Below are 23705 nucleotides of genomic sequence, written 5' to 3'. Positions count from 1 at the left end.
ATGACCGATACAGCCCCCGGCGACTGGGCCATCGAGGCGATCGACCTCGTCAAACGTTTCGACGACTTCACCGCGGTGGACGGAGTGAGCTTCCGGGTTCCGGCGGGCAAGGTGCTCGGCATGCTGGGGCCCAACGGTGCGGGGAAGACCACCACGGTCCGGATGATGACCACGCTCTCGCCGCCCACCTCGGGGACCGCGCGGATCGCGGGATTCGATGTGGTCGACGATCCGGCGCAGGTCCGCCGCAGTATGGGGCTGACGGGGCAGGCGGCCACGGTCGACGAGATCCTCACCGGTCGGGAGAACCTCAGGATGATCGGCGGGTTGTACGGCATCCCCAAGGCGGTCCTCAAGCGCCGCAGTGACGATCTGCTCGAACAGTTCTCGCTCACCGCGGCCGGGGACAAACAGGTCAAGGCGTACTCCGGTGGTATGCGGCGCCGGCTCGATCTGGCGGTCAGCCTGCTCACCGCGCCGCCGGTGCTCTTCCTGGACGAGCCCACCACCGGCCTCGATCCGCGGTCGCGTTCCGAGCTGTGGGACGTGTTGCGGTCGCTCGTGGCGCAGGGGACCACGCTGCTGCTCACCACGCAGTACCTGGAGGAGGCCGATCAGTTGGCGGACGACATCGTGGTGATCGACAAGGGCAAGGTGATCGCGCAGGGCACGCCGCTGCAGCTCAAGGAGCGGGCGGGTGCCGCCAGTCTGGTGCTCACCGTCTCGGACTCGGCCGATATCCCGCGCTCCCGCGACCTCCTGGCAGGGCTCGGCGGCGAGGTCTTCGTGGACGAGGGCGCACGGCGCATCAGCACCCCGGCCGACGGACTGTCCGACCTGAACCGCGTGGTCGCGCTGTTCGCGGACAGCGGGATCGAGGTCGACGATCTCGGTCTCGCCCGCCCCAGCCTCGACGACGTCTTCCTGTCCCTCACGGGCCAGCGCACCGAGCCCTCGGCGCCCGCCGAATCCGACGATGCCGAGGAGGCCTCCGCATGAGCACCCCCACGAGCACCGCCGCAGCGGTGGAGACGCACCAGACCAGCCTGTGGACCCAGTCGTGGATCATGGTCCGGCGCAGCCTCATCCATACCAAGCGGATGCCCGAGATGCTCTCGGACGTCACCATCCAGCCGATCATGTTCACGGTGCTGTTCGCCTTCGTCTTCGGCGCCGCCATCCCCACCGAGGGCGTCTCCTACCGCGAGTACCTGTTGCCCGGCATCCTGGGGCAGACGATGGTGTTCACCTGCTTCGTGGTGGCCAGCGGCCTCACCACCGACCTCGACAAGGGCATCATCGACCGGTTCCGTTCGTTGCCGATCAGCCGCGCCTCCGTGCTGATCGGGCGCAGCATCGCCAGCCTCCTGCACTCGTCGATCGGCATCGTGGTCATGTGCCTCACGGGCCTCGTGATCGGGTGGCGCATCCGCACCAATCCGATCGACGCGGTGCTCGGCTTCGCCGTCCTGCTCCTGTTCGGGTTCGCGATGATCTGGTTCGGCATCCTGGTCGGCTGCCTCATGCAGTCGGTCGAAGCGGTGAACGGATTCATGTTCGCAACAATGTTTCCCGTGACTTTCCTGTCGAACGCCTTCGTGCCCACCGCCGGAATGGCCCCCTGGCTGCGGGCGGTCGCGGAGTGGAATCCCGTCTCGTCACTGGTGCAGGCGATGCGGGAGCTGTGGGGCAACGGGCTACCGCTCCGGGAAGACGCGCCCTGGTCGCTGCAGCATCCGGTGCTGGCGACGATCGGCTGGGCCGTGCTGTTGACCGCGATCCTCGCCCCGCTCGCCGTGCGGGCGTTCAACAAGCGCACCGTCGACTGAGGGATCCGGTGGCCGCGCGGATTCCCGGCCCCGGGTGTGCAAGACTCCGGACGTGATCGGAGAACCCCTGCCCCCGCGCATCACCGACCCGGCCCGCCGCAGCGAACTGCTGGAAAGCGGCGCCATCTACACCGCCCAGCGCTCCGTGCGGGGCGACGCGGTGAGCCAGGACCGCCGCCTGAAGTTCGACGGCGTCGCCCGGTACCTGCAGGACACCGGCCAGGATCACCTGCGGCACGTGGACTACGAGGAGATCCACCCCTACTGGGTGGTGCGCCGCACGGTGATCGAGATCCTGGAGGGCGGCGAGCAGCCCGATGTGCTCACCGTGGAACGCTGGGGCTCGAAGATGGGTTCGCGCTGGTGCAACGTGCGGATCGGCATCGACGGGGTCAAGGGAACGCGGATCGAGACCGAGGCCTTCTGGATCAACTTCAACATCGACACGCTCACCCCGTCGGCGCTGAGCGAGACCTTCCTCGGCACCTTCGGCGCCGCGGCCGAGCCCGGCGTGCTGCGCTGGAAGTCCTGGCTCGATCCGAAGCCCCACCCGGACGCCTACGAGGTGCCCTTCCTGCTGCGCGCCGCGGACCTCGACATCATCCAGCACGTCAACAACGCCGTGTACTGGACGGCGCTGGAGGAGGTGCTCGCCACCCAGCCGGACCTGCGCGAGCGGCTGCCCCTGCGCGGCGTGGTCGAGCACAATTCCGCGCTCCAGATCGAGGACGCCCCGCGCCTGCTCGCCTACCGCGACGGCGATGTGCTCTACGCCTGGCTCGTGGCCGGCGATCGCACTGCTGCGGCGATGAGCGTCGAGGCGGTCGACGCGGAGTGACCGGCATTCCGATGCGCGGCGCCGTCCCGTCGAGCGACGTCGATTTCTCCACCGTCCGTGCCGAGTTCGAACTGGTCGAGCAGTTCCCCGACGAGGTGCAGGCGGAGGCCGATGCCGCCGCCGACCGCCACGCCGATGCCCGCGTCGACCGTCGCGACATCGAGTTCGTCACCATCGATCCGCCGGGTTCGAAGGATCTCGACCAGGCCGTGCACATCGCCGCCGACGGCGAGGGCTACCTGGTGCACTACGCGATCGCCGACGTCGGCGCCCTGGTCGCACCCGGCGGCGCGCTGGAGGCCGAGACCCGGCGGCGCGGCCAGACCATGTACCTGCCCGACGGGTCGGTGCCGCTGCACCCGCGGTCGCTGTCCGAGGGCGTCGGATCGCTGCTCCCGGAACAGGACCGGCCCGCCGTGCTGTGGGAGATCCGGCTGAACGCCTCCGGTGAGGTGACCGCCGCGACGGTGCGCCGCGCCACCGTCCGGTCGCGCGCGCAACTCGACTACGCGGGGGTGCAGGCCGACTTCGACGCTGGGCGCGTGCACCCCAGCGTCGCCCTGCTCCCGGAGGTCGGCCGGTTGCGCCAGGCCTGGGCCCGCGCGCACGGCGCCATCGAGTTGCGCCTCCCGGCCCAGGAGGCCTTCCGCGGCGCCGACGGGTGGGAGTTGCGGATCGAACCGCGCACCGATTTCGACGGCTACAACGCGCAGATCTCCCTGCTCACCGGCGTGTGCGCGGCCAAGATCATGCTCGACGCCGGGGTGGGCCTGCTCCGAACTCTGCCGGCCGCCCCCGACGATGCCGTCGCCGCGCTGGGGCGCACCGCCAAGGCCCTGGGACAGCAATGGCCGAAGGGCGCCACCGTCGGCGAATTCCTGGCCCAGGTCGATGTGAGCACCCCGCGCGGCCTCGCCGTCATGAGCGATGCCGCGCGGCTGCTCCGCGGGTCCGGCTACGCCGCCTTCGGACCCGGCCTCGCCGCGCTGCCGGAGGACGCCTCGCACGCCGGGGTCGGCGCGCCCTATGCGCACGTCACCGCGCCCCTGCGCCGCCTCGCGGACAGGTACGCCACCGAGGTCTGCCTCGCCGTCGTCGCGGGCACCGAGGTCCCCGCCTGGGCCCGGGACGCGCTCACCGACGTCGCCGAGACGATGCAGCGCACGAACGGCATCGCCAACAAGGTGGACCGCGCCTGCATCGACCTCACCGAGGCCGTGATCCTCGGCGATCGCGTCGGAGAGACCTTCGACGCGATCGCGATGCGCGAGGATCAGGTGCTCCTCGACGATCCCGCGGTGATCGCATTGTGCAACGGCAAGCCGCCGGAGGGGGAGCGGGTGCGCGTGCGCCTGGAATCCGCCGATGTTGCTACTCGAAAGGTGGCCTTCGGCTTCGATGGCACGCTAGTTTGAAAGCCATGAGCCGACGTCACGTCCTGGTCCCCGTCCTCGCCGCTCTTCTCGCTCCGGTCGCACCGCTGGCCGTCGCGAGTCCGGCCTCCGCCGCGCCGGGCTGCGCCGACTACACCTTCATCGGTGCCGCCGGCTCGGGTGAGGGCGGCGTCGGCGGCGGCATGGGCACGATGGTCAATTCCGCCGCGCAGGCCTTCGCGTCGAAGGTGCGGGCCGCCGGTAAGACGGTGGCGCTGCGCCCGATCTACTACCCCGCGGCGCCCGTCCCCAGCGGGCTCGACCAGGTCGGCGGCTTCCTGGCCAGCATCAACATCGGTGCGGGCAATACCCAGGGCGATGTCGACATCGTGATCAAGCAGTGTCCGTCCACCAAGATCGTCTTGGTCGGCTACTCCCAGGGCGCCTCGGCGGTGCACCGCGCACTGCAGCGCATGGGGCCGCGCCCGCAGGTGGTGGCCGCGGGACTCATCGCCGATCCCGATCGCATCCCGAACGACACCACGCGCTACCTCGGCTCCGCGCCCCGCACGCCGGGCATGGCGCAGGCGTCGGTTCCGATCAGCGGTGCCGATCCCGCGCCGCTGCCGCCCGCCGTCGGCGGCCGCACGATCAGCATCTGCAACACCGGGGATCCCGTGTGCCACTGGACCGGTGACCTGATGCAGACCGTGTCCAACTCGCACAACAACTACTCCGGCGCCGATATCGGCAACCGGGTCGCGGCGATCGCCGGCGTCTAGCCGGTCAGCGCAGCTTCCGCAGCAGCTCGGGCAGTGATGCCCGGGCTCGGGCGGCGCGGCGCTCCTCGACGGCGTCGAGCCTGCCCAGCCGGAAGGCGATCGCCGGATCGGTGGTCTCCGCCGCCAGATCGGCGATCGCGTCGCGGGCGATCGTCGCGTCCTGGAACTCGCCGAGCCGGGTCTGTACGGCCGCGAGCGCCTTCACCTGGGCGCGCAGCTCACCGCGCACCACCGGCTCGACGACCGCTGCGGCGTACCGCAGTCGCTTGGCGTGTTTGCGCACGGCGTGCACATCGTCGTCCGTCGCCGCCGGATCCGCCAGGAGGGCGGAGGACTCCTTGGCGAACGCCCGGATCCGCTTGTGCAGCAGGGGTGCCAGGCTCTTGACCGCGGGCTGCTCGGCGCGGTCCTTGAGCGGTGGATCCTCGATCAGCGCGTCCACGGCGTCGAGGAGCAGGTAGTAGCGATCGGAGTCGAGGGCGCTCGCAACCCGCACCCAGCCGCGGGCCTCCGCGGCCCGCTGCCGTTCCGCGAGTGCGGCACCCGCACCGCCCAGCTCGCCCTCGGCGTCGAAGGCGGCGAACCGGTCGGCGAGCACCTCCGCGTCGCGCACCGTGCCGAGCACCGAGGCCAGCAACTTGAGCTCGGAACTCAGGGCCGCCCGCGCGGGTCCGGAGAAGAACCCCGAGTACTCGGTGAGCACACTGCGCAGTTGCCGGGTCGCCACCCGCATCTGGTGCACGGAATCGTCGCCGTGCTGCCGTACCCGCGGGTCCTGCTGCACCAGTCGATCCCGGTACGCCGCCAGCGCCGCCACCAGGAGCTGCGCGGCGGTGGCGTGCGAAGCCTTCTTCGGCAGCTCGACGGTGCCCCGCCGGGGATCGGCGTCGATCGCACGCGCCAGCTTCGACGCCGAATCCGGGGTGTCGCCGCCGGCCGCACGCAGGGCCCGGTCGACGGCGATCGCCGCCTTGCGCCCGAGCGCGGTGTCGGGAACCTCGAACTCCCATTCGCGCCAGGTCTTCTCGGCGCCCTCGGGGAGCAGCGATACCGAGCTGACGTGGTCGTCGACGAACTCGCCGAGCAGCTCACCGTCGGCCGCATGGCAGTACGTGGTGTGCCGCTGGTTGTTGACGATGGCGATCGGGGCGAGAGGCCGGCCCCGGACGACGGCGCGGACCCGGTCGAGCAGCTCCGCCGGCACCTCGTCGTCGTCGCCCAGGGGCGCGGTCACCTCGCGGCGGTCGGCACCGTCGGGCAGCTTGAGGTGCCACCCGTCGTCCTTGCCGCCCGTGCGGCGGCGCAGCGTGATCCGATTCGCGGACAGGTCCAGCGCCTCGGTGTCGTAGTACACGGCGGACAGGTGGAAGACCTCGTCGGTCGACGTGTGGTCCACCCCCGGTACCGCGGCCAGGGCGGGCACCGCGGTGTCCGCGCCGACCTCGTACTTGGTCTCGATCTCACGCTGCTCGGCCATCGCTCAGCTCCCGAGGTTCGCGAATCGGTCGGTGGCCTCGATGAGCGCCGAACGGATACCGGGCTCGAACGCCGAGTGACCGGCATCGGGCACGATCGTGATGTCCGCGGCGGGCCACGCCCGGTGCAGGTCCCAGGCGCTGCGCGCCGGGCACACCACGTCGTAGCGGCCCTGCACGATCACGCCCGGAGTGCCGGCGATGCGGTCGATGTCCCGCAGCAACTGGCCCTCGTTCAGGAAGCCGCCGTTCACGAAGTAGTGATTCTCGATCTGCGCGAATGGGATCGCGAACCGCGGATCGTCGGCGTCGGCCGAGGACTCCGGGGTGTTGATCAGGTGGCTCGTGCTGCGTTCCCACTTCGACCACGCCTTCGCGGCCCGCAGGGCCACGTCGGTGTCGTCGGAGTGCAGCAGCCGGTGGTACGCCGCGATCTTGTCCGCCTCAGGGGAGCGGTCGGCCTCGTCGAGCGGGGCCAGGTACTCCTCCCAGTTGTCCGGGTACACGTGCGAGGCGCCCTCGTTGTAGTACCAGTCCAGCTCGCTGCGGCGTAGCAGGAAGATGCCGCGCAGCACCAACTCGGTGACCCGCTCGGGATGCGCCTGGGCGTACGCCAGTCCCAGCGTCGAGCCCCAGGAACCGCCGAACACCTGCCACCGGTCGATGCCGAGGTGCTCGCGGATCTTCTCGACATCGGCGATCAGGTGCGCCGTGGTGTTCACCGCGAGCCGGTCCGCGAGCGAATCACCGTCGCCCGCCGGCGGGTCGGCGATGTGCGGCTTGGACTGCCCGCAGCCGCGCTGGTCGAAGACCACGATGCGGTAGGCCGCGGGGTCGAAGAACCGCCGGCAGTCGGGGGAGGTGCCGCCGCCGGGGCCGCCGTGGATGAACACCACCGGCTTGCCCTCGGGGTTGCCGCTCTGCTCCACGTACAGCAACTGCCCGTCGCCCACGTCCAGCAGCTCGGTGCTGTAGGCCTCGATCTCGGGATAGAACTCTCGCATCAGAATCCGTGCTCCGGTCCGGGGAACTCGCCCGAGGCGACCTCCGCCACGTAGTCCTGGGCGCCGCGCAGCAGCTCGTCGCCGATGTTCGCGTACCGCTTGACGAACCGCGCCACCCGGCCGCGGTTGAGGCCGGACATGTCCTGCCACACCAGCACCTGGCCGTCGCAGTCCTTGCCCGCGCCGATCCCGATCGTGGGGATCGCGATCTCCTCGGTGACCTCGGCGGCCACCGCCGAGGGCACCATCTCCAGCACCACCGAGAACGCGCCCGCCGCGTCGACGGCCTTGGCATCGGCGCGGATCTTGTCCGCGGTCTCGTCGCTGCGGCCCTGAACCCGGTTGCCGCCCAGGGTGTTCACCGATTGCGGTGTGAAGCCGATGTGCGCCATCACCGGGATGCCGCGGCGCTGCAGGAATTCGATGGTGGGTGCCATGTGCACGCCGCCCTCCAGCTTCACCGCCTCGGCGCCGGCCTTCATCAGCTTCGATGCCGATTCGAAGGCCTGCTCGGGGGAGGCCTCGTAGGTGCCGAAGGGCATGTCCGCCACCACGAGCGCGTACTTCGTGCCGCGCCGCACGGCCGCCACCATCGCCGCCATCACGTCCAGCTCCATCGGCAGCGTGGAGTCGAACCCGTACACGGTGTTCGCTGCGCTGTCGCCGATCAGTAGGGCGGTGACGCCGGCCTCGTCGAAGATCGAGGCGGTCATGTAGTCGTAGCTGGTGAGCATCGCCCACTTCTCGCCCCGCTCCTTGAGCTCGGCGAGATGATGGATGCGCACCTTCTTGCGCGGTCGTTCCGAAACCGGTTCCGGGGTGGAACCGCTTCCGTAGAGAGGCGTTTCGCTCATTGAATCACTCCATTTTTCGTGTCCCAGCCGGTCTCTCCGGTCCGGGCAGTCCGTGGGTGCGGCCTCCTCAGGCCGGGTCGTGCCAGCGGTTCGTGATCGGCATCCTGCGGTCCCGGCCGAAGGCCTTCGGCGTGACCTTCGGTCCCAGCGGGTACTGGCGTCGCTTGTACTCGGCGCGGTCCACCAGCCGGGCGACCTTGCGGATGAGCTCGGGGTCGTACCCGGCGCCGTTGTTCCCGTTCTCGGCGATCTCGGCCACGCCCTGGTCCTGTTCGACGTAGCGGCGAAGGATGTCGTCGAGGATCTCGTAGTCGGGCAGCGAATCGCTGTCCTTCTGGCCCGGCCGCAACTCGGCAGAGGGCTCCTTGGTGATCGACGACTCCGGGATCGGCGGGGTCTCACCGCGCTCGACGGCGACCTTGTTGCGCCACCGCGCCAGATCCCACACCAGCGACTTCTCCACGTCGCGGATCGGGGCGAAGGCGCCCACGGCGTCGCCGTAGATGGTGGAGTAGCCCACCGCCAGCTCGCTCTTGTTGCCGGTGGCGAGTACCAGGTGGCCGTCCAGATTCGACAGCGACATCAGCGTCATACCGCGGCACCGGGCCTGGATGTTCTCCTCGGCGGGGCCGGTCAGGTGCAGCTGATCGACGAAGGTCGCCACCATGTGCTCGATCGGCTCGGTGCGGTAGTGGATACCGGTGCGTTCGGCGAGGTCCGCGGCGTCGCCCTTGGAGTGGTCCGAGCTGTACTTGGACGGCATGGAGACGGCGTACACGTTGTCCGCGCCCACGGCGTCGGCCGCGATGATCGCCACCACCGCGGAGTCGATCCCGCCGGACAGTCCGAGGGAGACCGTGCGGCCGCCCACCTTGTGCACGTAGTCGCGGGTGCCGGTGACCAGCGCCGCCCAGATCTGCGAGTACTCGTCGAGCTCGGACCAGCCGGTCACCTGCTGCGGGTACTGCGCATTCGGCCGCGCCGACAGCGAGACCGTCTCCACCTGCCAGCCGTCGACGGTGTCGGCGCGCTCCCGGCCCAGCGAGGGCACGTCGGCGAACTGCGTGTGCTCGACGAACTGCGGACCCGCCGCCGGCGCACCGTCGGCGGTGCAGACGAAGGAGTCACCGTCGAAGACGAGCTCGTCCTGCCCGCCCACCAGGTTCACGTAGATCACGGGCGCGCCGCCCTCGGCGACCCGCTGGGCCACCACCTCGCGCCGCTGCGCGGGCTTGCCCACCTCGAACGGGCTCGCGTTCAGGCACAGCACCGCGTCCACGCCGAGCTCGCCGAGGCCCGCGACGGGACCGTCCGGCCACCACGCGTCCTCACAGATCGCGAGGCCGAGCCGCACGCCGTCGACGTCGAGGACCACCAGCCTGTCGCCGGGGGTGAACCACCGCTTCTCGTCGAAGACGCCGTAGTTCGGCAGGAAGTGCTTGTCGTAGCGGGCCACCAGCTCGCCGCGGTGCAGCACGCCCGCGGCGTTGCGGGCGCCGCCGGTGGGATTGGTGCTGGTCTCGGGAGCGTCGGGATCGCGGTCGAGGAAGCCGACCACCACGATCAGATCGCCGCAACCTGCGGCGTCCAGGGCGCGCGCCAGATCGTGCACCGCCTCGCGGGAATCGACGGCGAAGGAACGCCGCAGCAGGAGGTCTTCCACGGGGTATCCGGTGAGGGCCATCTCGCCGAACACGGCGACCTGCGCCCCGCGCTCGGCGGCGTCCCGCGCAGCGGCGGTGATCCGGCTGACATTGGCGTCCAGATGGCCCACCACGGGGTTGATCTGGCATGCCGCGACACGAAGGGGCGTCATGGATCAACCCTATCGTCCCGGGTTCCGGCGGCGGCGCGTGGCAGGATCGAAACAATGATGGCCTCCAAGCGCGCAGCGGGCGCGACCGTGCTGCTCACCGTCGTCGCCCTGTCCGGCTGTTCCAGCACGATTCCGGGTAGCCCCGCGAGCTCCGCCCCCAAGGCCGAGCGCGGGCTCGAGAAGTTCTACAACCAGAAGATCGACTGGGGCTCGTGCACCGCCATCGCCAAGGCGGACGGTGTCGACGACTACGACCCGAGCATGCAGTGCGGCAAGGTGACGGTGCCCGTGGACTACAACGACATCGGCGCCGGCGAGGTGAAGCTGGCCGTGGCGCGCACCAAGGCCACGGGGGAGCGCAAGGGCTCGCTCCTGATGAACCCGGGCGGTCCCGGCGGCTCCGGCGTGCAGCTGGTGGCAAGCAAGTCCCGCGACCTCGGCAAGCTGGACCTGGCGCGCGATTTCGATCTGGTCGGCTGGGACCCCCGCGGCGTGGGCGCCTCGACGCCCGCCGTGAAGTGCCTGAGCGACCAGCAGCGTGACGACAACCGCATGCTCAACCTGACCAGCGACAACACCCCGGACGGTATCGCCAAGCAGGAGGACTTCAACAAGAACATCGCCAAGTCCTGCGAGGACAAGATGGGCAAGAAGTTCCTGCAGAACGTGGGGACGATCGACACCGTCCGCGATCTCGACGTGCTGCGGGCCGTCCTCGGCGACGAGAAGCTCACCTACCTCGGGTACAGCTACGGCACCTTCATCGGCGCGATCTACGCGGAGACCTTCCCGGACAAGGTCCGCGCCCTGGTGCTCGACGGTGCGGTCGACCCGTCGCAGGAGTCGGCGAAGTCCTCGGTGGAGCAGATGGCCGGGTTCCAGACCGTCTTCGACGATTTCGCCAAGGACTGCGCGACCCGCCCGGACTGCCCACTGGGTCCCGACCCCGCGCAGGCGACCGCGACCTACCAGCAGCTGGTCCGCCCGCTGATCGATGCGCCGGTGCGCGGCCAGGGCCGGCGAATGCTGAGCTACAGCGACGCCACCACCGCCACCATCCAGGGCATGTACGCCCAGCAGCTGTGGGAGCCGCTGCGCACGGGCCTGACGAACCTCAAGCGGGGCGACGGTGCCCTGCTGCAGCGGATGGCCGACCTGTACCTCAGCCGGGACCCGAGCGGGAAGTACTCCCCGATGATGGACGCCAACCGCGCGATCAACTGCGTCGACGGTCCGGCCGTCACCGATCCGGCGGAGCTCGGCAAGCTCGATACCGACCTGCGGCGGGTGGCGCCGTTCCTCGACGACGGCCGCGGCACCGGCCGGGCGGCCAAGGACTCCTGCGCCTTCTGGCCCGCCGCGCCCACGCTCAAGCCGCACGAGGTGAAGGCCCTCGGCGCGCCGAAGCTGGTGGTGGTCTCCACCACGCACGATCCGGCCACGCCGTACCAGAACGGGGTGAACCTGGCCAAGCAGCTGGACGCCTCGCTCATCAGCTACGAGGGCAGCCAGCACACGGTCTCGCTGGAGGGCAATCCGTGTGTCGACGGTGCCGTCACCGCGTACCTGCGCGATCTCACCGTCCCGCCGGCCGACCTGAAGTGCGCGCCGCAGAAGTAGCGGTCAGCTCGCGCCGAGCACCGTGATCGTGAAGATCAACGTGTCGCCGGGATCGATCTGCGCGGCCGGCTGCCCCTGCGGGTAGCCGTCCGCGCTGGTGATCGCCGCCGCGACCGTGGAGCCCACCTGCTGGCCCGCGATCGCCTTGCGGAACCCGGGGACCACGTCGGTGAGTGCGAACTCCGCCGAGGCCGAGCGGGCGAAGGAATCGTCGAAGACCGCGCCGGTGCGCCCGTTCACGCCCTGATAACAGACGGTGACGACGGCGTTCTCGGAGAGCGCGGGGCCGCTTCCGCCGTGCACGCGCAACACCTGGGTGCGGTCCACGCGGAACGGGGTGGTCACCGTGACCCGTGGCGCCGCGGCCTTCGTCGGCGGCACCACGTTCGCGCGGCCGCGGCCGCCGTCGCCCTCGAAGACGACGGTGGGCTTCGCGTCCGCCGCCGGTGCTTCCGAGGGGCACGTCGCGAGGGGGTCCCGGGCCGCCGCAGGCGCGGTGGACGTGGTGTCGGCGGGGGAGCCGCAGGAGACCAGCAGGAGCGGGACCGCCACTGCTACAGCGAATCGTGCGGAGCGCGCATTCACCATCCGGACCCTACTTGCTTCGGGACGGAATCGTTCCGGAACCGAAGTGCTCGGCCTGAACGGCGTACATGTAACACAGCGTTAACACCTTCTCGCCTAGGGTCGAGCTATGGATCGGCAGCAGGAGTTCGTCCTTCGTACCATCGAGGAACGGGACATCCGCTTCGTGCGGTTGTGGTTCACCGACGTACTCGGTTTCCTCAAGTCGGTGGCCATCGCCCCGGCCGAACTCGAGGGCGCGTTCAGCGAGGGCATCGGCTTCGACGGTTCGTCGATCGAGGGCTTCTCCCGGGTGTCCGAGGCCGACACGGTGGCCAAGCCCGATCCGTCGACCTTCCAGGTGCTGCCCTGGGTGGGCAACGACGGCGAGATGCACTCGGTGCGCATGTTCTGCGACATCGCGATGCCCGACGGTACGCCGTCGTGGGGCGACTCCCGGCACGTCCTGCGGCGCCAGCTCAACCGCGCCGCCGACCTCGGATTCTCCTGCTACGTGCACCCCGAGATCGAGTTCTATCTGATGAAGAAGGAACTCGACCCGCACGGCAATCCGATCCCCGCCGACAACGGCGGCTACTTCGATCAGGCCGTGCACGAGACCGCCCCCAACTTCCGGCGCGCCGCGATCGAGGCGCTCGAAGCCATGGGCATCTCTGTCGAATTCAGCCACCACGAGGCGGGCCCCGGCCAGCAGGAGATCGACCTGCGGTACGCGGACGCACTGTCCATGGCCGACAACGTGATGACCTTCCGCTATCTGGTCAAGGAAGTCGCGATGGCCGGCGGCGTGAAGGCCTCCTTCATGCCCAAGCCCTTCAGTGACCACCCCGGCTCGGGCATGCACACCCACATGAGCCTGTTCGAGGGCGATTCCAATGCCTTCCACGACCCCGACGACGAGCTGCAGCTGTCGGCCACCGGCAAGGCCTTCATCGCGGGCATCCTGCATCACGCCCCCGAGATCTCCGCCGTCACCAACCAGTGGGTGAACTCCTACAAGCGCCTGGTGACCGGCGATGAGGCGCCCACCGCGGCCACCTGGGGCGCCGCGAACCGGTCGGCGATGGTGCGGGTGCCGCTGTACACGCCCAACAAGTCCAGCAGCCGCCGCATCGAGGTGCGCTCGCCCGATTCGGCGTGCAACCCGTACCTCGCCTTCGCCGTGCTCTGCGCGGCCGGTCTTGAAGGCGTCAAGGGCGGGTACGAGCTGCCCGAGGCCGCCGAGGACGATGTGCGGCAGATGACGGCGCGCGAGCGCCGCTCCATGGGATTCCGCGACCTGCCCACCGCCCTCGATGACGCCCTGGTGCTCATGGAGAAGAGCGAGCTGGTCGCGGAGACCCTGGGGGAGCACGTTTTCGAGTACTTCCTGCGCAACAAGTGGTCGGAGTGGAACGACTACCGGTCGGTGGTCACCCCCTTCGAACTCAACCGCTACCTCTCGTTGTAGGCGGGGGCGACGGTGCCGCCGACCAATCGCGAGGTGCGCCGACCGAGTGCCGGTCGGCTGGGACTGCTCGACCCCAATGCGGAGGACAACCTCCGCCTGCTCGGGTGGGCGAACTCCGCCTGCAGTGACGTGCTGTGGGCACTGTCCCGCGCCGCCGATCCCGATTGGACCCTGCGTGCGCTGGTACGGCTGCGCGAGGCGGTCGGCGAGGAGTGGGAGGAGATCGCGGGACTCATCCTGTCCGACACCACCTTCCGCGGCCGGCTGTTCGGCCTCCTCGGTGCCTCCGATGCGCTCGGCGACCATCTGATCAGCAATCCGTCGTCCTGGCGGCTGCTGACCGATACCGCGCCGCTGAAGAGCCGCGACGAGGTGATCGACGCGATGCTGGCCTCGGTGGACGCAGTGAAGGTGCCCGGCCGCCCCGACGACGATCTGCTCTACCGCGCGGCGATCACCGGGGGAGAGGCGATCTCGAAGCTGCGCGACGCCTACCGCGACCTGATCATGGTGCTCGCCGCCCGGGACCTCGCGGAACTCGTGGAGAACGAGCCGACCCTGCCCTTCCCGCTCGTCGGTGCGCACCTGGCGGACCTGGCCGATGCGGCCCTGACGGCCGCGCTGTCCGTGGCGGTGGCCACCACCTTCCCCGACTCCGATCCCGAGGGCAGGCTCGCGGTGATCGCCATGGGCAAGTGCGGTGCGCGAGAACTGAACTACGTGTCCGATGTGGACGTGATCTTCGTGGCCGAGCCCGCCGATTCGGCGAGCGCGCGGTTGGCCGGCGAGATGATGCGGATCGGCTCGGCGGCCTTCTTCGACGTGGACGCGGGCCTGCGCCCCGAGGGCAAGAACGGCAGCCTCACCCGCACGCTGGATTCCCATGTGGCGTACTACAAGCGGTGGGCCAAGACCTGGGAGTTCCAGGCGCTGCTCAAAGCGCGCCCGCAGACGGGCGATCTGCGACTGGGCCACGACTACATCGCCGCGCTCAGCCCGATGGTGTGGGACGCCAGCCAGCGCGAGGACTTCGTGCCCGAGGTGCAGGAGATGCGCCGCCGGGTGGAGGAGAACATCGCCCCGGACCTGCGCGAGCGGGAACTGAAACTGGGACGCGGCGGCCTGCGGGACGTGGAGTTCGCCGTGCAGCTCCTGCAACTCGTGCACGGCCGCACCGATGAATCGCTGCGGGAACTGAGCACCGTCTCCGCGCTCTCCGCCCTCACCGCCGGCGGCTACGTGGGACGGGAGGACGGCGCCAACTTCACCGCCTCGTACGAGTTCCTGAGGCTGCTGGAACACCGCCTCCAGCTGCGGCGGATGGAGCGCACCCACCTGCTGCCGCCCGCCGATCACGAGGAGGCCTGGCGCTGGCTCGCGCGCGCCGCGCACATCCGTCCCGACGGTGACCGCGACGCCACCGGCGTGCTGCGTGCCGAACTCAAGCGGCAGTCCGCCCGGGTGCGGCGGCTGCACACCAAGCTGTTCTACCGGCCGCTGCTGGATTCGATCGCGCACCTCGACTCCGATGCCATGCGGCTGTCGGACGACGCGATCATCTCCCGGCTCGGCGCACTCGGCTTCCGCCAGGCCGGGAACGCCCTCGCGCACCTCAAGGCGATGGCGGATTCCTCCCGCCGCGGCAGGATCCAGACCATCCTGCTACCCACGCTTCTCGAATGGCTCAGCGAGACACCGAATCCCGACGCCGGCCTGCTGAACTACCGCAAGCTCTCGGAGGACCTGCGCGATGTGGAGTGGTACCTGCGGGTGCTGCGCGACGAATCGGTGGTGGCGCAGCGTTTGATGACGGTGCTGGGATCGTCGACCTTCGTCGCCGAACTCCTCGCCCGGTCGCCGGAAGTGATCCGGCTGTACGCCGACGGTGCCACCGGCCCGAAACTCACCGAGACCTCGCCGCAGGAGGTCTACAACGGGATGCTCGCCGCGGTCAGTCGTGCGCCGCACCGGGACCGGGCCATCGCCGTGGCCCGCGCCATGCGCCGCAGCGAGATCGCGCGCGTGGCCTCGGCCGATATCCTCGGCATGCTCACGGTGCCGGAGGTGTGCACCGCACTGTCGTCGGTGTGGGCCGCCGCCCTCGATGCGGCCCTGGTCTCCGAGATCGCCAGCACCATCGCCGAACGGGAATCCAGCGGCCGGGACGCGCCGCCCGGTGCGCCGGCGCGGATCGCGGTGATCGGCATGGGGCGCCTCGGCGGCCACGAGATCGGCTACGGCTCCGACGCCGACGTGCTGTTCGTGTGCGATCCGGTGTACGGCGCCGACGAGGCCGACGCCGTGCGCTGGGCGAACCAGGTGGCGGACGCCGTCCGTACTCGGCTCGGCGCACCGTCGGTGGACCCGGGGCTGGAGGTGGACACCGGGTTGCGCCCCGAGGGCCGCAACGGACCGGTGGTGCGCACCCTGGCCGCGTACCGCGCCTACTACGCGCAGTGGGCCCAGCACTGGGAGGTGCAGGCGCTGCTGCGGGCCACGCACGTGGCCGGCGACGAATCGCTGTCGCTCGAATTCCTGCACATGGTGGACGAGACCCGGTACCCGGCGGGAGGCGTCTCACCCGACACCGTCAAGGAACTGCGACGCATCAAGGCGCGGGTGGATTCGGAGCGGTTGCCCCGCGGCGCCGACCCCGCCACGCACACCAAACTCGGGCGCGGCGGCCTCTCGGACGTCGAGTGGACGGTGCAGCTCGAGCAGTTGCGCTACGCGAGTGACGTTCCGGCGCTGCAGAACACCTCGACGCTGGAATCGCTCGATGCGATCGGCTCGCACGAGCTGCTCCCCGAGGCCGATGTGGAACTGCTCCGCGATGCCTGGCTCACCGCGACCCGCGCCCGCAACGCCCTCTTCCTGGTGCGCGGCAAGCCCGTCGATCAGCTGCCGGGCCCGGGTGCCGTCCTGTCCAACGTCGCCTACGTGGCGGGCTGGCGGGGGAGTTCGCTCGACTTCCTCGAGGACTACCTGCGCACCACGCGCCGCGCCCGCGCCGTGGTCGACCGCGTGTTCTGGGGCGAATAGCCGCCACGACCTGCGGCTCCCGTCCGCTGCGCCGGCGCCGGGCACAATGGCCGCATGAGAATCGTCCTGCGCCCGGTGGCGAGCATCGTGGGCACCGCGGCCCTGATCGTCGCGATCGTGGCACTGGCGCTGCACTTCTGGCCGGGCTCGCGGGACGCGACGCTCGCCGCGACCGCCGTCTCACCGGTGCTGTTCGTGGCCACCGCGGTGCTGGCGCTGGTGTGCCTCATGGCGATCCGGGCGTGGCTGCGGCTGGTGCTCGTCTGCGCGGTGGTGGCGGCCGGCCTGTGGGTGCAGTCGCCGCTGTACCGGGCCGATGGTCCGCCCGTGGACCGGGTGATCACCGTGCTCACCTCGAACCTGCAGGTCGGCGCCGGTGATGTGGACGCCCTCGCGAAGTTGGTGCGGGACAAGCGGGTCGACGTGCTCGCCGTCGAGGAGCTCACGCCCGCGGCGGCGCAGCGGATCGCGGCGTCCACGATCGCGACCGATCTGCCGAACGGCTTCGTGCGGCCCGTCGAGATGGCCGGCGGTACGGGACTGTACAGCCGCTACCCCCTGACCAGCTCGGCGTCGATCCCGGGATTCACCCTGGAGGGGATCACCGCCGTGGCCACGGTCCCGGGGCGCGGCGAGGTGCAGCTGTTCGCCCTGCATCCCGTGCCGCCGCTGCAGCCCGAGACCTGGGACCGCGAACTGCGGCAGATCGGGTCGCTGTTGCAGGGCGTTCCCGCGGGCCGTCCCGTGATCGCGCTGGGCGATTACAACGCCACCTACGATCACGTGCAGTTCCGCCGACTGTTGACCGGCGGCTACCAGGATGCGGGGATCCTCGCGGGCGCCGGATGGCTGCCCACCTACCCCACGGACAAGCCCTACCCGCCGATGGTCGGGATCGATCACGTGCTCCTGCGCGGGCTCGGCGCCTCCGCGGTGACCAGGCACGAGATCCCGGGGGCCGATCACAAGGCGCTGCTCGCCACGGTGGGCTGAGTTCAGGCGACGCGCAGCTCCAGGCAGTTCTCCACGTTGAACAGCCGTAGGGTGCGGCGCAGTGAGGCGGGCAGCTCGTCCACCACCTCGGCGGTGGCCACCACGCGCGGCGCCGTCACCGTGAACTCGCGGCCCCGGCGCAGCACATCGGCACCACCCGCCGCGGTGATGTTGCGCACCCAGTCGGTGTCCGGGCCGTAGGGCAGCGCGACCAGCAGCGTGTCGCGGCCGGTGTCGAAGGCGTCGACCGGGGTCTCGTAGGCCTTGCCGCTCCTGCGGCCCACATGCCGGACCACGGTGCGCGTGGACTCCTCGTTCTCCGCGGAGCCGAGGGCACGCGGGTTGGTGACGGCGCGGTTGAACCGGCGCACGGCGTCGAGGATCGGGCGCACGTTGTAGCGCATGCCGAGCACGATGGTGGCGACCGCGGCGATCGGCAGGAGCGCGAGGGCTCCCAGGGTGATGAGCAGTGTGCGCACGAGGCCTCCTGGATTCGACGGTGCCTCCAGTGTGGCCGCGGGGCGCCGCCCGCACATCGGGACTATCCCCGAGATCGGGCTACTTCGCCGACAGGATCTTCAGCACGAAGACCAGGGTGTCGCCCGCCTGGATGCCGGCCGCCGGCTGGCCCTCCGGGTAGCCGTCCGCGGGGGCGACGGCCACGCCCACCGTCGAACCGACCTTCTGGCCCTCCAGGGCCTTCTTGAAGCCCGGGATCACGCCGTCGAGGGAGAACTCGGCGGGCGTGCCGCGGTCGTAGCTGCTGTCGAAGACCTTGCCGTCGCGGCCGTTGACGCCCATGTAGCAGACCGAGACGGTGGACTTCTCGCTCACCTCGGCGCCGTCGCCGCGCGGGGCGAAGGTCTGCACGTGCGTCTGCGCCACCTCGAACGGCGTGGTGACGGTGATGCGCGGGGCGTTGGCATCGGTAGGGCCGGTGACCTCGAGCGAGCCCTTGGCGCCCTGGTAGCGCCAGTCCGGGGCGGTCGACGTCCCGGGCGAGCCGGACGGGCAGGTGGCCTCCGACTTCGGACCCGAACCGCACGCCGTGAGGGTGGCGGCGGCGAGGGTGGCGACGGTGACGGTGGTCAGGAGGCGGGACGCATGCATGGGGCCAACCTACCGGGTCCAGGACAGCGTGTAGCGGAAGGGGATCCGGCGGTCGATCCGTGTTCCGGGGAGGATGCGGGCGGCGATCGGTGACCGTCGCGTGTTCACGCCCCGAGGCCGGCCACCGTTACGTTGGAGGAGTGATCATCTGGCTCAACGGCGGATTCGGGGCGGGGAAGACGACGCTGGCGGAGGAACTGCACCGCAGGCTGCCCGATGCGGTGGTCTACGACCCCGAGGACGTGGGCACGATGCTGTGGCGGTGGCTGCCCCGCAGTTCCGACTTCCAGGACCTGCCGAGTTGGCGTGAGCTCGTGGTGGCGACGGCGTTATCGCTGCGGCGGCACCACGCCGAGACTCTGATCGTGCCGATGTCGCTTCTGCGCGACGCCTATCGTGACGAGATCCTGGGCGGCCTCGCGGCCGCGGGGGAGCCGGTGCTGCACGTCTTCCTCGACACCGATCCCGAGGTGCTGCGCGAACGGCTACGGGCGCGCGCCGTGGACGCCGGATTCGGACCCGACGCCGCGAGCTGGGCGATCGAACGCCTCGATCCCGGGGCCGCGTCCCGTCAGTCCGGCGCGACGATGATCCTGCGGTCTGACCGGTCGAGCCCGGCCGCGCTCGCCGACCAGGTGCTCGCCGCCGTGGAATCAGGCAGCCGAAGCGAGTGAGCGACTCAGATCAGGACGGCTCCGGGCGCGTGCCGCCGGAGTCCTTGGGGTCGTCGTGCTGCCGACTCTTCTCGACGGTCGGGATGATGAGCTGCTGACCGTTGGGGAGCGTCGTACTCACCCGCGGCTTCGGCCGGTCACCCGAACCGATGCGGTCGATCACCTCGTCGCGCTTCAGCTTCGCCTCGAACATCGTGGCCTCCTTCGGTCCGTTCCGACGATACCGCCGGATCGCCGCGGGGCTCCGAAACGCAGGTCGGCCCCGCACCTGATGCCAGGTACGGGGCCGACCGGTCGTTCAGCTCGACGATTTACACGTCGTAGTACAGCTGGAACTCGTACGGGTGCGGGCGCAGGTTCACCGGAGCGATCTCCTGCTCACGCTTGTAGGCGATCCAGGTCTCGATCAGGTCCTCGGTGAACACGCCACCGGCGGTGAGGTACTCGTGGTCCTCCTCGAGACGATCGATCACGTCCGCGAGCTGCGTCGGGGCCTGCGGGATGCCCTTGGCCTCCTCGGGCGGCAGCTCGTAGAGGTCCTTGTCGACGGGGGCGTGCGGCTCGATCTTGTTCTTGATGCCGTCCAGGCCCGCCATCATCATGGCGGCGAAGGCCAGGTACGGGTTGCCCGACGAGTCGGGGCAACGGAACTCGATGCGCTTGGCCTTGGGGTTGTTGCCCGTGATCGGGATGCGGACACACGCCGAACGGTTGCGCTGGCTGTACACCAGGTTGATCGGGGCCTCGTAGCCCGGCACCAGGCGCTTGTACGAGTTGATCGTCGGGTTGGTGAACGCGAGCAGCGACGGGGCGTGGTGCAGGATGCCGCCGATGTACCACCGCGCCAGGTCCGACAGACCGCCGTAGCCGGCCTCGTCGTAGAACAGCGGCTTGCCGTCCTTCCACAGCGACTGGTGGGCGTGCATGCCCGAGCCGTTGTCACCGAACAGCGGCTTCGGCATGAACGTGACGGTCTTGCCCTCCTGCCACGCGGTGTTCTTCACGATGTACTTGAACAGCTGGACATCGTCGGCCGCGTGCAGCAGCGTGTCGAACTTGTAGTTGATCTCGGCCTGGCCGCCGGTGCCCACCTCGTGGTGGCCGCGCTCCAGCGTGAAGCCGGCGTTCTGCAGGTTCGTCGAGATCTTGTCGCGCAGGTCCACGTAGTGGTCGTACGGCGCCACGGGGAAGTAGCCGCCCTTGGTCTTGACCTTGTAGCCGAGGTTCGGCGAGCCGTCCTCCTCGACCGAGCGGCCGGTGTTCCACGAACCCGAGATCGAGTCGACCTCGTAGAACGAGCCGTTGATCGTCGAGTCGTACGAGACCGAGTCGAAGATGTAGAACTCGGCCTCGGCACCGAAGAAGCAGGTGTCGGCGATGCCGGTGCTCTTGAGGTACTCCTCCGCCTTCCGCGCGATGTTGCGCGGGTCGCGGCTGTAGGCCTCACGGGTGAACGGGTCGTGGACGAAGAACGAGATGTTCAGGGTCTTCGCCGCGCGGAAGGGATCGATGCGCGCCGTGGTGACGTCGGGGAGCAGCATCATGTCGGATTCATCGATCGACTGGAAGCCGCGGATCGACGAGCCGTCGAAGGCCAGACCGTCCTCGAAGACGCTCTCATCGAACGCCGAGGCGGGGATGCTGAAGTGCTGCATCGTGCCCGGCAGATCGCAGAAGCGGATGTCGACGTACTCGACGTTCTCCTTCTTCAGGTAGTCGAGAAGTTCCTCTTTGGTAGTGAACACCTGTTACTGGCTCCTTCGTCGTCCGATGGCGGAAGCGGGCCGGCTCACCGTCTCGCCCTGTCACCGAGGTTACGAGAATTGACGCTATGGACGCGGTGTTGCCCGCGAACTAACGGAATGTTTCATCGGTGTTACACATCTGTTGGGACCGCGAAATCGCCCATCACCTGCTTGGCCGTACCCTGGAGGCATGGGTCGAGAAACGGGATCATGGCTGTCCGGCGCCTCCGCGGCGCTGCCCGAGGGCGCACACGGCGAGTACCGGGGCGCGGGCCTCGGCCTCCCGCGCGACGGTGCCGGATCGCTCGCGCCCACCGGCCGCCGCGTGCTCGCGCTGATGCTCGACTGGGTGCCCTCGGCACTGATCGCGCTCGCGATCGCCGGACCGTCGAAGGTCTTCGGCGGCGAGCCCACCGCCTTCGACACGAGCGCGCTGGGCATCTGGTTCGTGGTGGGCGTGCTCGCGGTGACGCTGTTCGGCTTCACCCCGGGCCAGTACTTCGCCGGCCTGCGGGTGGCCCGGATCGAAGACCCGGCCATGCGGGTGGGGCTGCTGCGCGCGCTCGGCCGCAATGCGCTGATCGTCTTCCTGGTGCCGCCGCTGATCCAGGACGTGGACGGCCGCGGAATGCAGGACCGCGCCACCGGCACCGTCGTGGTGCGGACCCGGTAGCGCGGTCGCCGTCGTTCGCTAGTTCGAGCCGGTCTTGCGCCGGACGGTGCGCTGCACGCTGCGCATCTTGGCGCCCTGCGGCAGGGGACCGCGGGGCAGCTGCGCGCCGCCACTGCGGTTCGACAGTGCCGCGAGGCGGCCCTCCAGCTCGTCCATCTTCTTGCCGTTGATGTTCGAGGGCAGCTTGTTCAGCGTCTTCTGCAGCTTGCGCAGCGGGACCTGGCCCTCGTCGGGACCCACCACGAACTCGTAGATCGGGGTCTGGCCCACGACGCGCGCCGTCTTCTTCTTCTCCTGCGCCATCAGGCCGCGGACCCGACCCTCGTTGCCCTCGGCGATCAGGATGATGCCCGGCTTGCCGATCACGCGGTGCACGGCATCGGCGTGGGTGGTGCGGGCCACGGCCTGGTTCACGCGCCACGAGCCGCGCATGTTCTCCAGCGCCCAGCCGGCGGCGCCCACCTGTCCCTCGTTCTTGGCGTACACGCTGCGCTCGAGGCGGCGGGTGAAGGTGATGAACGCGCCCAGGGCACCGAACAGGATGCCCAGGATGAGGAACATCCACCAGTTGCCGAAGAAGTAGCCGATCACCACCGAGGCGACGATCGCTGCGAAGAAGATGCCGATCATGATCGGCAGGAGGGCCTTGTCCTCCTTGCGCTGCATCTGGAACGCCTGCCACATCTGCTTGCGGCGCTCCTTCGAGGCGGCCCGGCGGGCCTTCTTCGCCTCGGCCTTGGCTGCCTTGAGCTTGTCTGCGGCTGCGTTGTCCTTTGCCATGGGAGTCAGTTTACGGCGCGGCTACTTGGCGGCGGCCATACGGCTCAACACCGAGGTGGCCTCCTGGGCCGCATCGCCCTCCGCGGTCAGGTGCGCCATGTTCTCCGGGATGGGACGGCCGTGGTGCGCCATCGCCTTCGCGTACAGCTTTCCGGCGCGGTACGACGAGCGGACCAGCGGTCCGGCCATCACACCGGCGAAGCCCATCTCCTCGGCGGCCTGCGTGTGCTCGACGAACTCCTCGGGCTTGACCCACCGCTCCACGGGGTGGTGCCGCGGCGAGGGACGCAGGTACTGGGTGATGGTGATGATGTCGCAGCCCGCATCGTGCAGGTCCTGCATGGCCGAGGTGACCTCCTCGGGGGTCTCGCCCATGCCGAGGATCAGGTTCGACTTGGTGACCAGGCCGAAATCGCGGGCCTGACGGATCACGTCCAGCGAGCGCTCGTACCGGAAGGCGGGCCGGATGCGCTTGAAGATCCGGGGCACCGTCTCCAGGTTGTGCGCGAGCACCTCGGGACGCGATTCGAAGACCTCGGCCAACAGCTCGGGCTTGGCGTGGAAATCGGGGATCAGGTTCTCCACACCGGTGTTCGGGTTCAGCGCGTGGATCTGGCGCACCGTCTCGGCGTACAGCCACACGCCCTCGTCGGGCAGATCGTCGCGGGCGACGCCGGTGATCGTGGAGTAGCGCAGGCCCATCGCCTGCACCGACTCGGCGACGCGGCGCGGCTCATCGCGGTCGAGCTCGGCGGGCTTGCCGGTGTCGATCTGGCAGAAGTCGCAGCGGCGGGTGCACTGCTCGCCGCCGATCAGGAAGGTGGCCTCCCGGTCTTCCCAGCATTCGTAGATGTTGGGGCAGCCCGCCTCCTCGCACACCGTGTGCAGGCCCTCGCGTTTGACGAGGCCCTTCAGCTCGGTGAACTCGGGACCCATCTTGGCGCGGGTGCGGATCCAGTTCGGCTTCCGCTCGATCGGCGTCTGCGCGTTACGGACCTCAAGACGGAGTAGCTTGCGGGGGGTGTCCGGGGTACTCACCTCGTCCATGCTACGCCGCCCCGT

22 protein-coding genes are annotated in these 23705 nt (G+C 69.8%); 11 read left to right on the top strand and 11 right to left on the bottom strand.

What is annotated here, in order from left to right:
- From TTY48_RS01790 to TTY48_RS01770, 5 genes are read left to right on the top strand one after another with little or no spacing between them, the layout of a single operon-like run.
- The gene (locus tag TTY48_RS01790) at positions 1 to 999 is read left to right on the top strand and encodes an ATP-binding cassette domain-containing protein (RefSeq protein ID WP_220655883.1); all 999 of its coding nucleotides are present in this window, start codon (positions 1 to 3) and stop codon (positions 997 to 999) included.
- Positions 996 to 1829 carry an ABC transporter permease gene (locus TTY48_RS01785; RefSeq protein ID WP_220655882.1) on the top strand — a complete coding sequence of 278 codons (834 nt, stop codon included), beginning with the start codon at positions 996 to 998 and terminating at the stop codon, positions 1827 to 1829. The genes TTY48_RS01790 and TTY48_RS01785 overlap by 4 nt, the downstream gene beginning before the upstream one ends.
- A 52-nt stretch (positions 1830 to 1881) precedes the next feature.
- Positions 1882 to 2667 (top strand): acyl-[acyl-carrier-protein] thioesterase, encoded by a 786-nt coding sequence (locus TTY48_RS01780; protein WP_255585461.1) that lies wholly within the window; start codon positions 1882 to 1884, stop codon positions 2665 to 2667.
- 11 nt (positions 2668 to 2678) lie between these two features.
- Positions 2679 to 4082 (top strand): RNB domain-containing ribonuclease, encoded by a 1404-nt coding sequence (locus TTY48_RS01775; RefSeq protein ID WP_220658406.1) that lies wholly within the window; start codon positions 2679 to 2681, stop codon positions 4080 to 4082.
- Positions 4083 to 4087: 5 nt separating this feature from the next.
- On the top strand, positions 4088 to 4822 hold the full coding sequence (locus TTY48_RS01770; RefSeq protein ID WP_220655881.1) for a cutinase family protein: 735 nt from the start codon (positions 4088 to 4090) through the stop codon (positions 4820 to 4822).
- 4 nt (positions 4823 to 4826) lie between these two features.
- On the opposite strand, the gene TTY48_RS01765 is transcribed toward TTY48_RS01770, so the two are convergent.
- From TTY48_RS01765 to TTY48_RS01750, 4 genes are all read right to left on the bottom strand, one after another.
- Positions 4827 to 6299, bottom strand: a complete 1473-nt coding sequence (locus TTY48_RS01765; RefSeq protein ID WP_220655880.1) for a CYTH and CHAD domain-containing protein — start codon at positions 6297 to 6299, stop codon at positions 4827 to 4829.
- A 3-nt stretch (positions 6300 to 6302) separates the two neighbouring features.
- On the bottom strand, positions 6303 to 7301 hold the full coding sequence (gene pip, locus TTY48_RS01760; RefSeq protein WP_220655879.1) for a prolyl aminopeptidase: 999 nt from the start codon (positions 7299 to 7301) through the stop codon (positions 6303 to 6305).
- Positions 7301 to 8155, bottom strand: a complete 855-nt coding sequence (panB, locus tag TTY48_RS01755; protein WP_220655878.1) for a 3-methyl-2-oxobutanoate hydroxymethyltransferase — start codon at positions 8153 to 8155, stop codon at positions 7301 to 7303. Before panB ends, pip begins: the two co-directional genes overlap by 1 nt.
- A 67-nt stretch (positions 8156 to 8222) precedes the next feature.
- Entirely contained in the window at positions 8223 to 9971 is a 1749-nt protein-coding gene (locus tag TTY48_RS01750) for an NAD+ synthase (RefSeq protein WP_220655877.1), read from the bottom strand.
- Between the two features lie 54 nt (positions 9972 to 10025).
- Here TTY48_RS01750 and TTY48_RS01745 point away from each other — a divergent pair, with 54 nt between their 5' ends.
- Entirely contained in the window at positions 10026 to 11591 is a 1566-nt protein-coding gene (locus TTY48_RS01745; RefSeq protein WP_220655876.1) for an alpha/beta hydrolase, read from the top strand.
- 3 nt (positions 11592 to 11594) lie between these two features.
- Here TTY48_RS01745 and TTY48_RS01740 read toward each other — a convergent pair whose 3' ends face one another.
- Positions 11595 to 12179 carry an FKBP-type peptidyl-prolyl cis-trans isomerase gene (locus tag TTY48_RS01740; protein ID WP_220655875.1) on the bottom strand — a complete coding sequence of 195 codons (585 nt, stop codon included), beginning with the start codon at positions 12177 to 12179 and terminating at the stop codon, positions 11595 to 11597.
- A gap of 106 nt (positions 12180 to 12285) precedes the next feature.
- Here TTY48_RS01740 and glnA (TTY48_RS01735) point away from each other — a divergent pair, with 106 nt between their 5' ends.
- The 3 genes from glnA (TTY48_RS01735) to TTY48_RS01725 are packed head-to-tail and all read left to right on the top strand — an operon-like array spanning position 12286 to position 17661.
- Positions 12286 to 13626, top strand: a complete 1341-nt coding sequence (gene glnA, locus TTY48_RS01735) for a type I glutamate--ammonia ligase (RefSeq protein WP_220655874.1) — start codon at positions 12286 to 12288, stop codon at positions 13624 to 13626.
- 12 nt (positions 13627 to 13638) lie between these two features.
- Complete coding sequence (locus TTY48_RS01730) at positions 13639 to 16668, top strand: bifunctional [glutamine synthetase] adenylyltransferase/[glutamine synthetase]-adenylyl-L-tyrosine phosphorylase (RefSeq protein ID WP_220655873.1); 3030 nt, start codon at positions 13639 to 13641, stop codon at positions 16666 to 16668.
- Between the two features lie 54 nt (positions 16669 to 16722).
- Positions 16723 to 17661, top strand: coding sequence for an endonuclease/exonuclease/phosphatase family protein (locus tag TTY48_RS01725; RefSeq protein ID WP_220655872.1), 939 nt, complete (start codon positions 16723 to 16725; stop codon positions 17659 to 17661).
- Positions 17662 to 17663: 2 nt separating this feature from the next.
- Here TTY48_RS01725 and TTY48_RS01720 read toward each other — a convergent pair whose 3' ends face one another.
- Positions 17664 to 18140: a nitroreductase family deazaflavin-dependent oxidoreductase gene (locus TTY48_RS01720; protein WP_220655871.1), complete on the bottom strand. Its 477-nt coding sequence runs from the start codon at positions 18138 to 18140 to the stop codon at positions 17664 to 17666.
- A 79-nt stretch (positions 18141 to 18219) separates the two neighbouring features.
- Positions 18220 to 18771 (bottom strand): FKBP-type peptidyl-prolyl cis-trans isomerase, encoded by a 552-nt coding sequence (locus tag TTY48_RS01715; protein WP_220655870.1) that lies wholly within the window; start codon positions 18769 to 18771, stop codon positions 18220 to 18222.
- Between the two features lie 140 nt (positions 18772 to 18911).
- On the opposite strand from TTY48_RS01715, the gene TTY48_RS01710 reads away from it, so the two are divergent.
- The gene (locus TTY48_RS01710) at positions 18912 to 19445 is read left to right on the top strand and encodes an AAA family ATPase (RefSeq protein WP_220655869.1); all 534 of its coding nucleotides are present in this window, start codon (positions 18912 to 18914) and stop codon (positions 19443 to 19445) included.
- 10 nt (positions 19446 to 19455) lie between these two features.
- Here the strand turns inward: TTY48_RS01710 and TTY48_RS01705 are convergent, their stop codons facing one another.
- A complete protein-coding gene (locus TTY48_RS01705; RefSeq protein ID WP_220655868.1) occupies positions 19456 to 19638 on the bottom strand; it encodes a hypothetical protein in 183 nt (60 codons plus the stop codon).
- 118 nt (positions 19639 to 19756) lie between these two features.
- A complete protein-coding gene (gene glnA, locus TTY48_RS01700; protein WP_220655867.1) occupies positions 19757 to 21190 on the bottom strand; it encodes a type I glutamate--ammonia ligase in 1434 nt (477 codons plus the stop codon).
- 190 nt (positions 21191 to 21380) lie between these two features.
- Here glnA (TTY48_RS01700) and TTY48_RS01695 point away from each other — a divergent pair, with 190 nt between their 5' ends.
- Positions 21381 to 21863, top strand: a complete 483-nt coding sequence (locus TTY48_RS01695; protein ID WP_220655866.1) for an RDD family protein — start codon at positions 21381 to 21383, stop codon at positions 21861 to 21863.
- Between the two features lie 18 nt (positions 21864 to 21881).
- Here TTY48_RS01695 and TTY48_RS01690 read toward each other — a convergent pair whose 3' ends face one another.
- Both TTY48_RS01690 and lipA read right to left on the bottom strand, forming a co-directional pair.
- A complete protein-coding gene (locus TTY48_RS01690) occupies positions 21882 to 22643 on the bottom strand; it encodes a DUF4191 domain-containing protein (RefSeq protein WP_220655865.1) in 762 nt (253 codons plus the stop codon).
- Between the two features lie 21 nt (positions 22644 to 22664).
- Positions 22665 to 23690, bottom strand: a complete 1026-nt coding sequence (gene lipA / locus TTY48_RS01685; protein ID WP_220655864.1) for a lipoyl synthase — start codon at positions 23688 to 23690, stop codon at positions 22665 to 22667.
- Positions 23691 to 23705: the final 15 nt, after the last annotated feature.

Source organism: Tsukamurella sp. TY48 (genome assembly GCF_019656655.1).
In the GTDB taxonomy this organism is placed as follows: domain Bacteria; phylum Actinomycetota; class Actinomycetes; order Mycobacteriales; family Mycobacteriaceae; genus Tsukamurella; species Tsukamurella strandjordii.
Note: the sequence above shows the minus strand (reverse complement) of the source record. Positions and strands in the feature narration are given on the sequence as shown.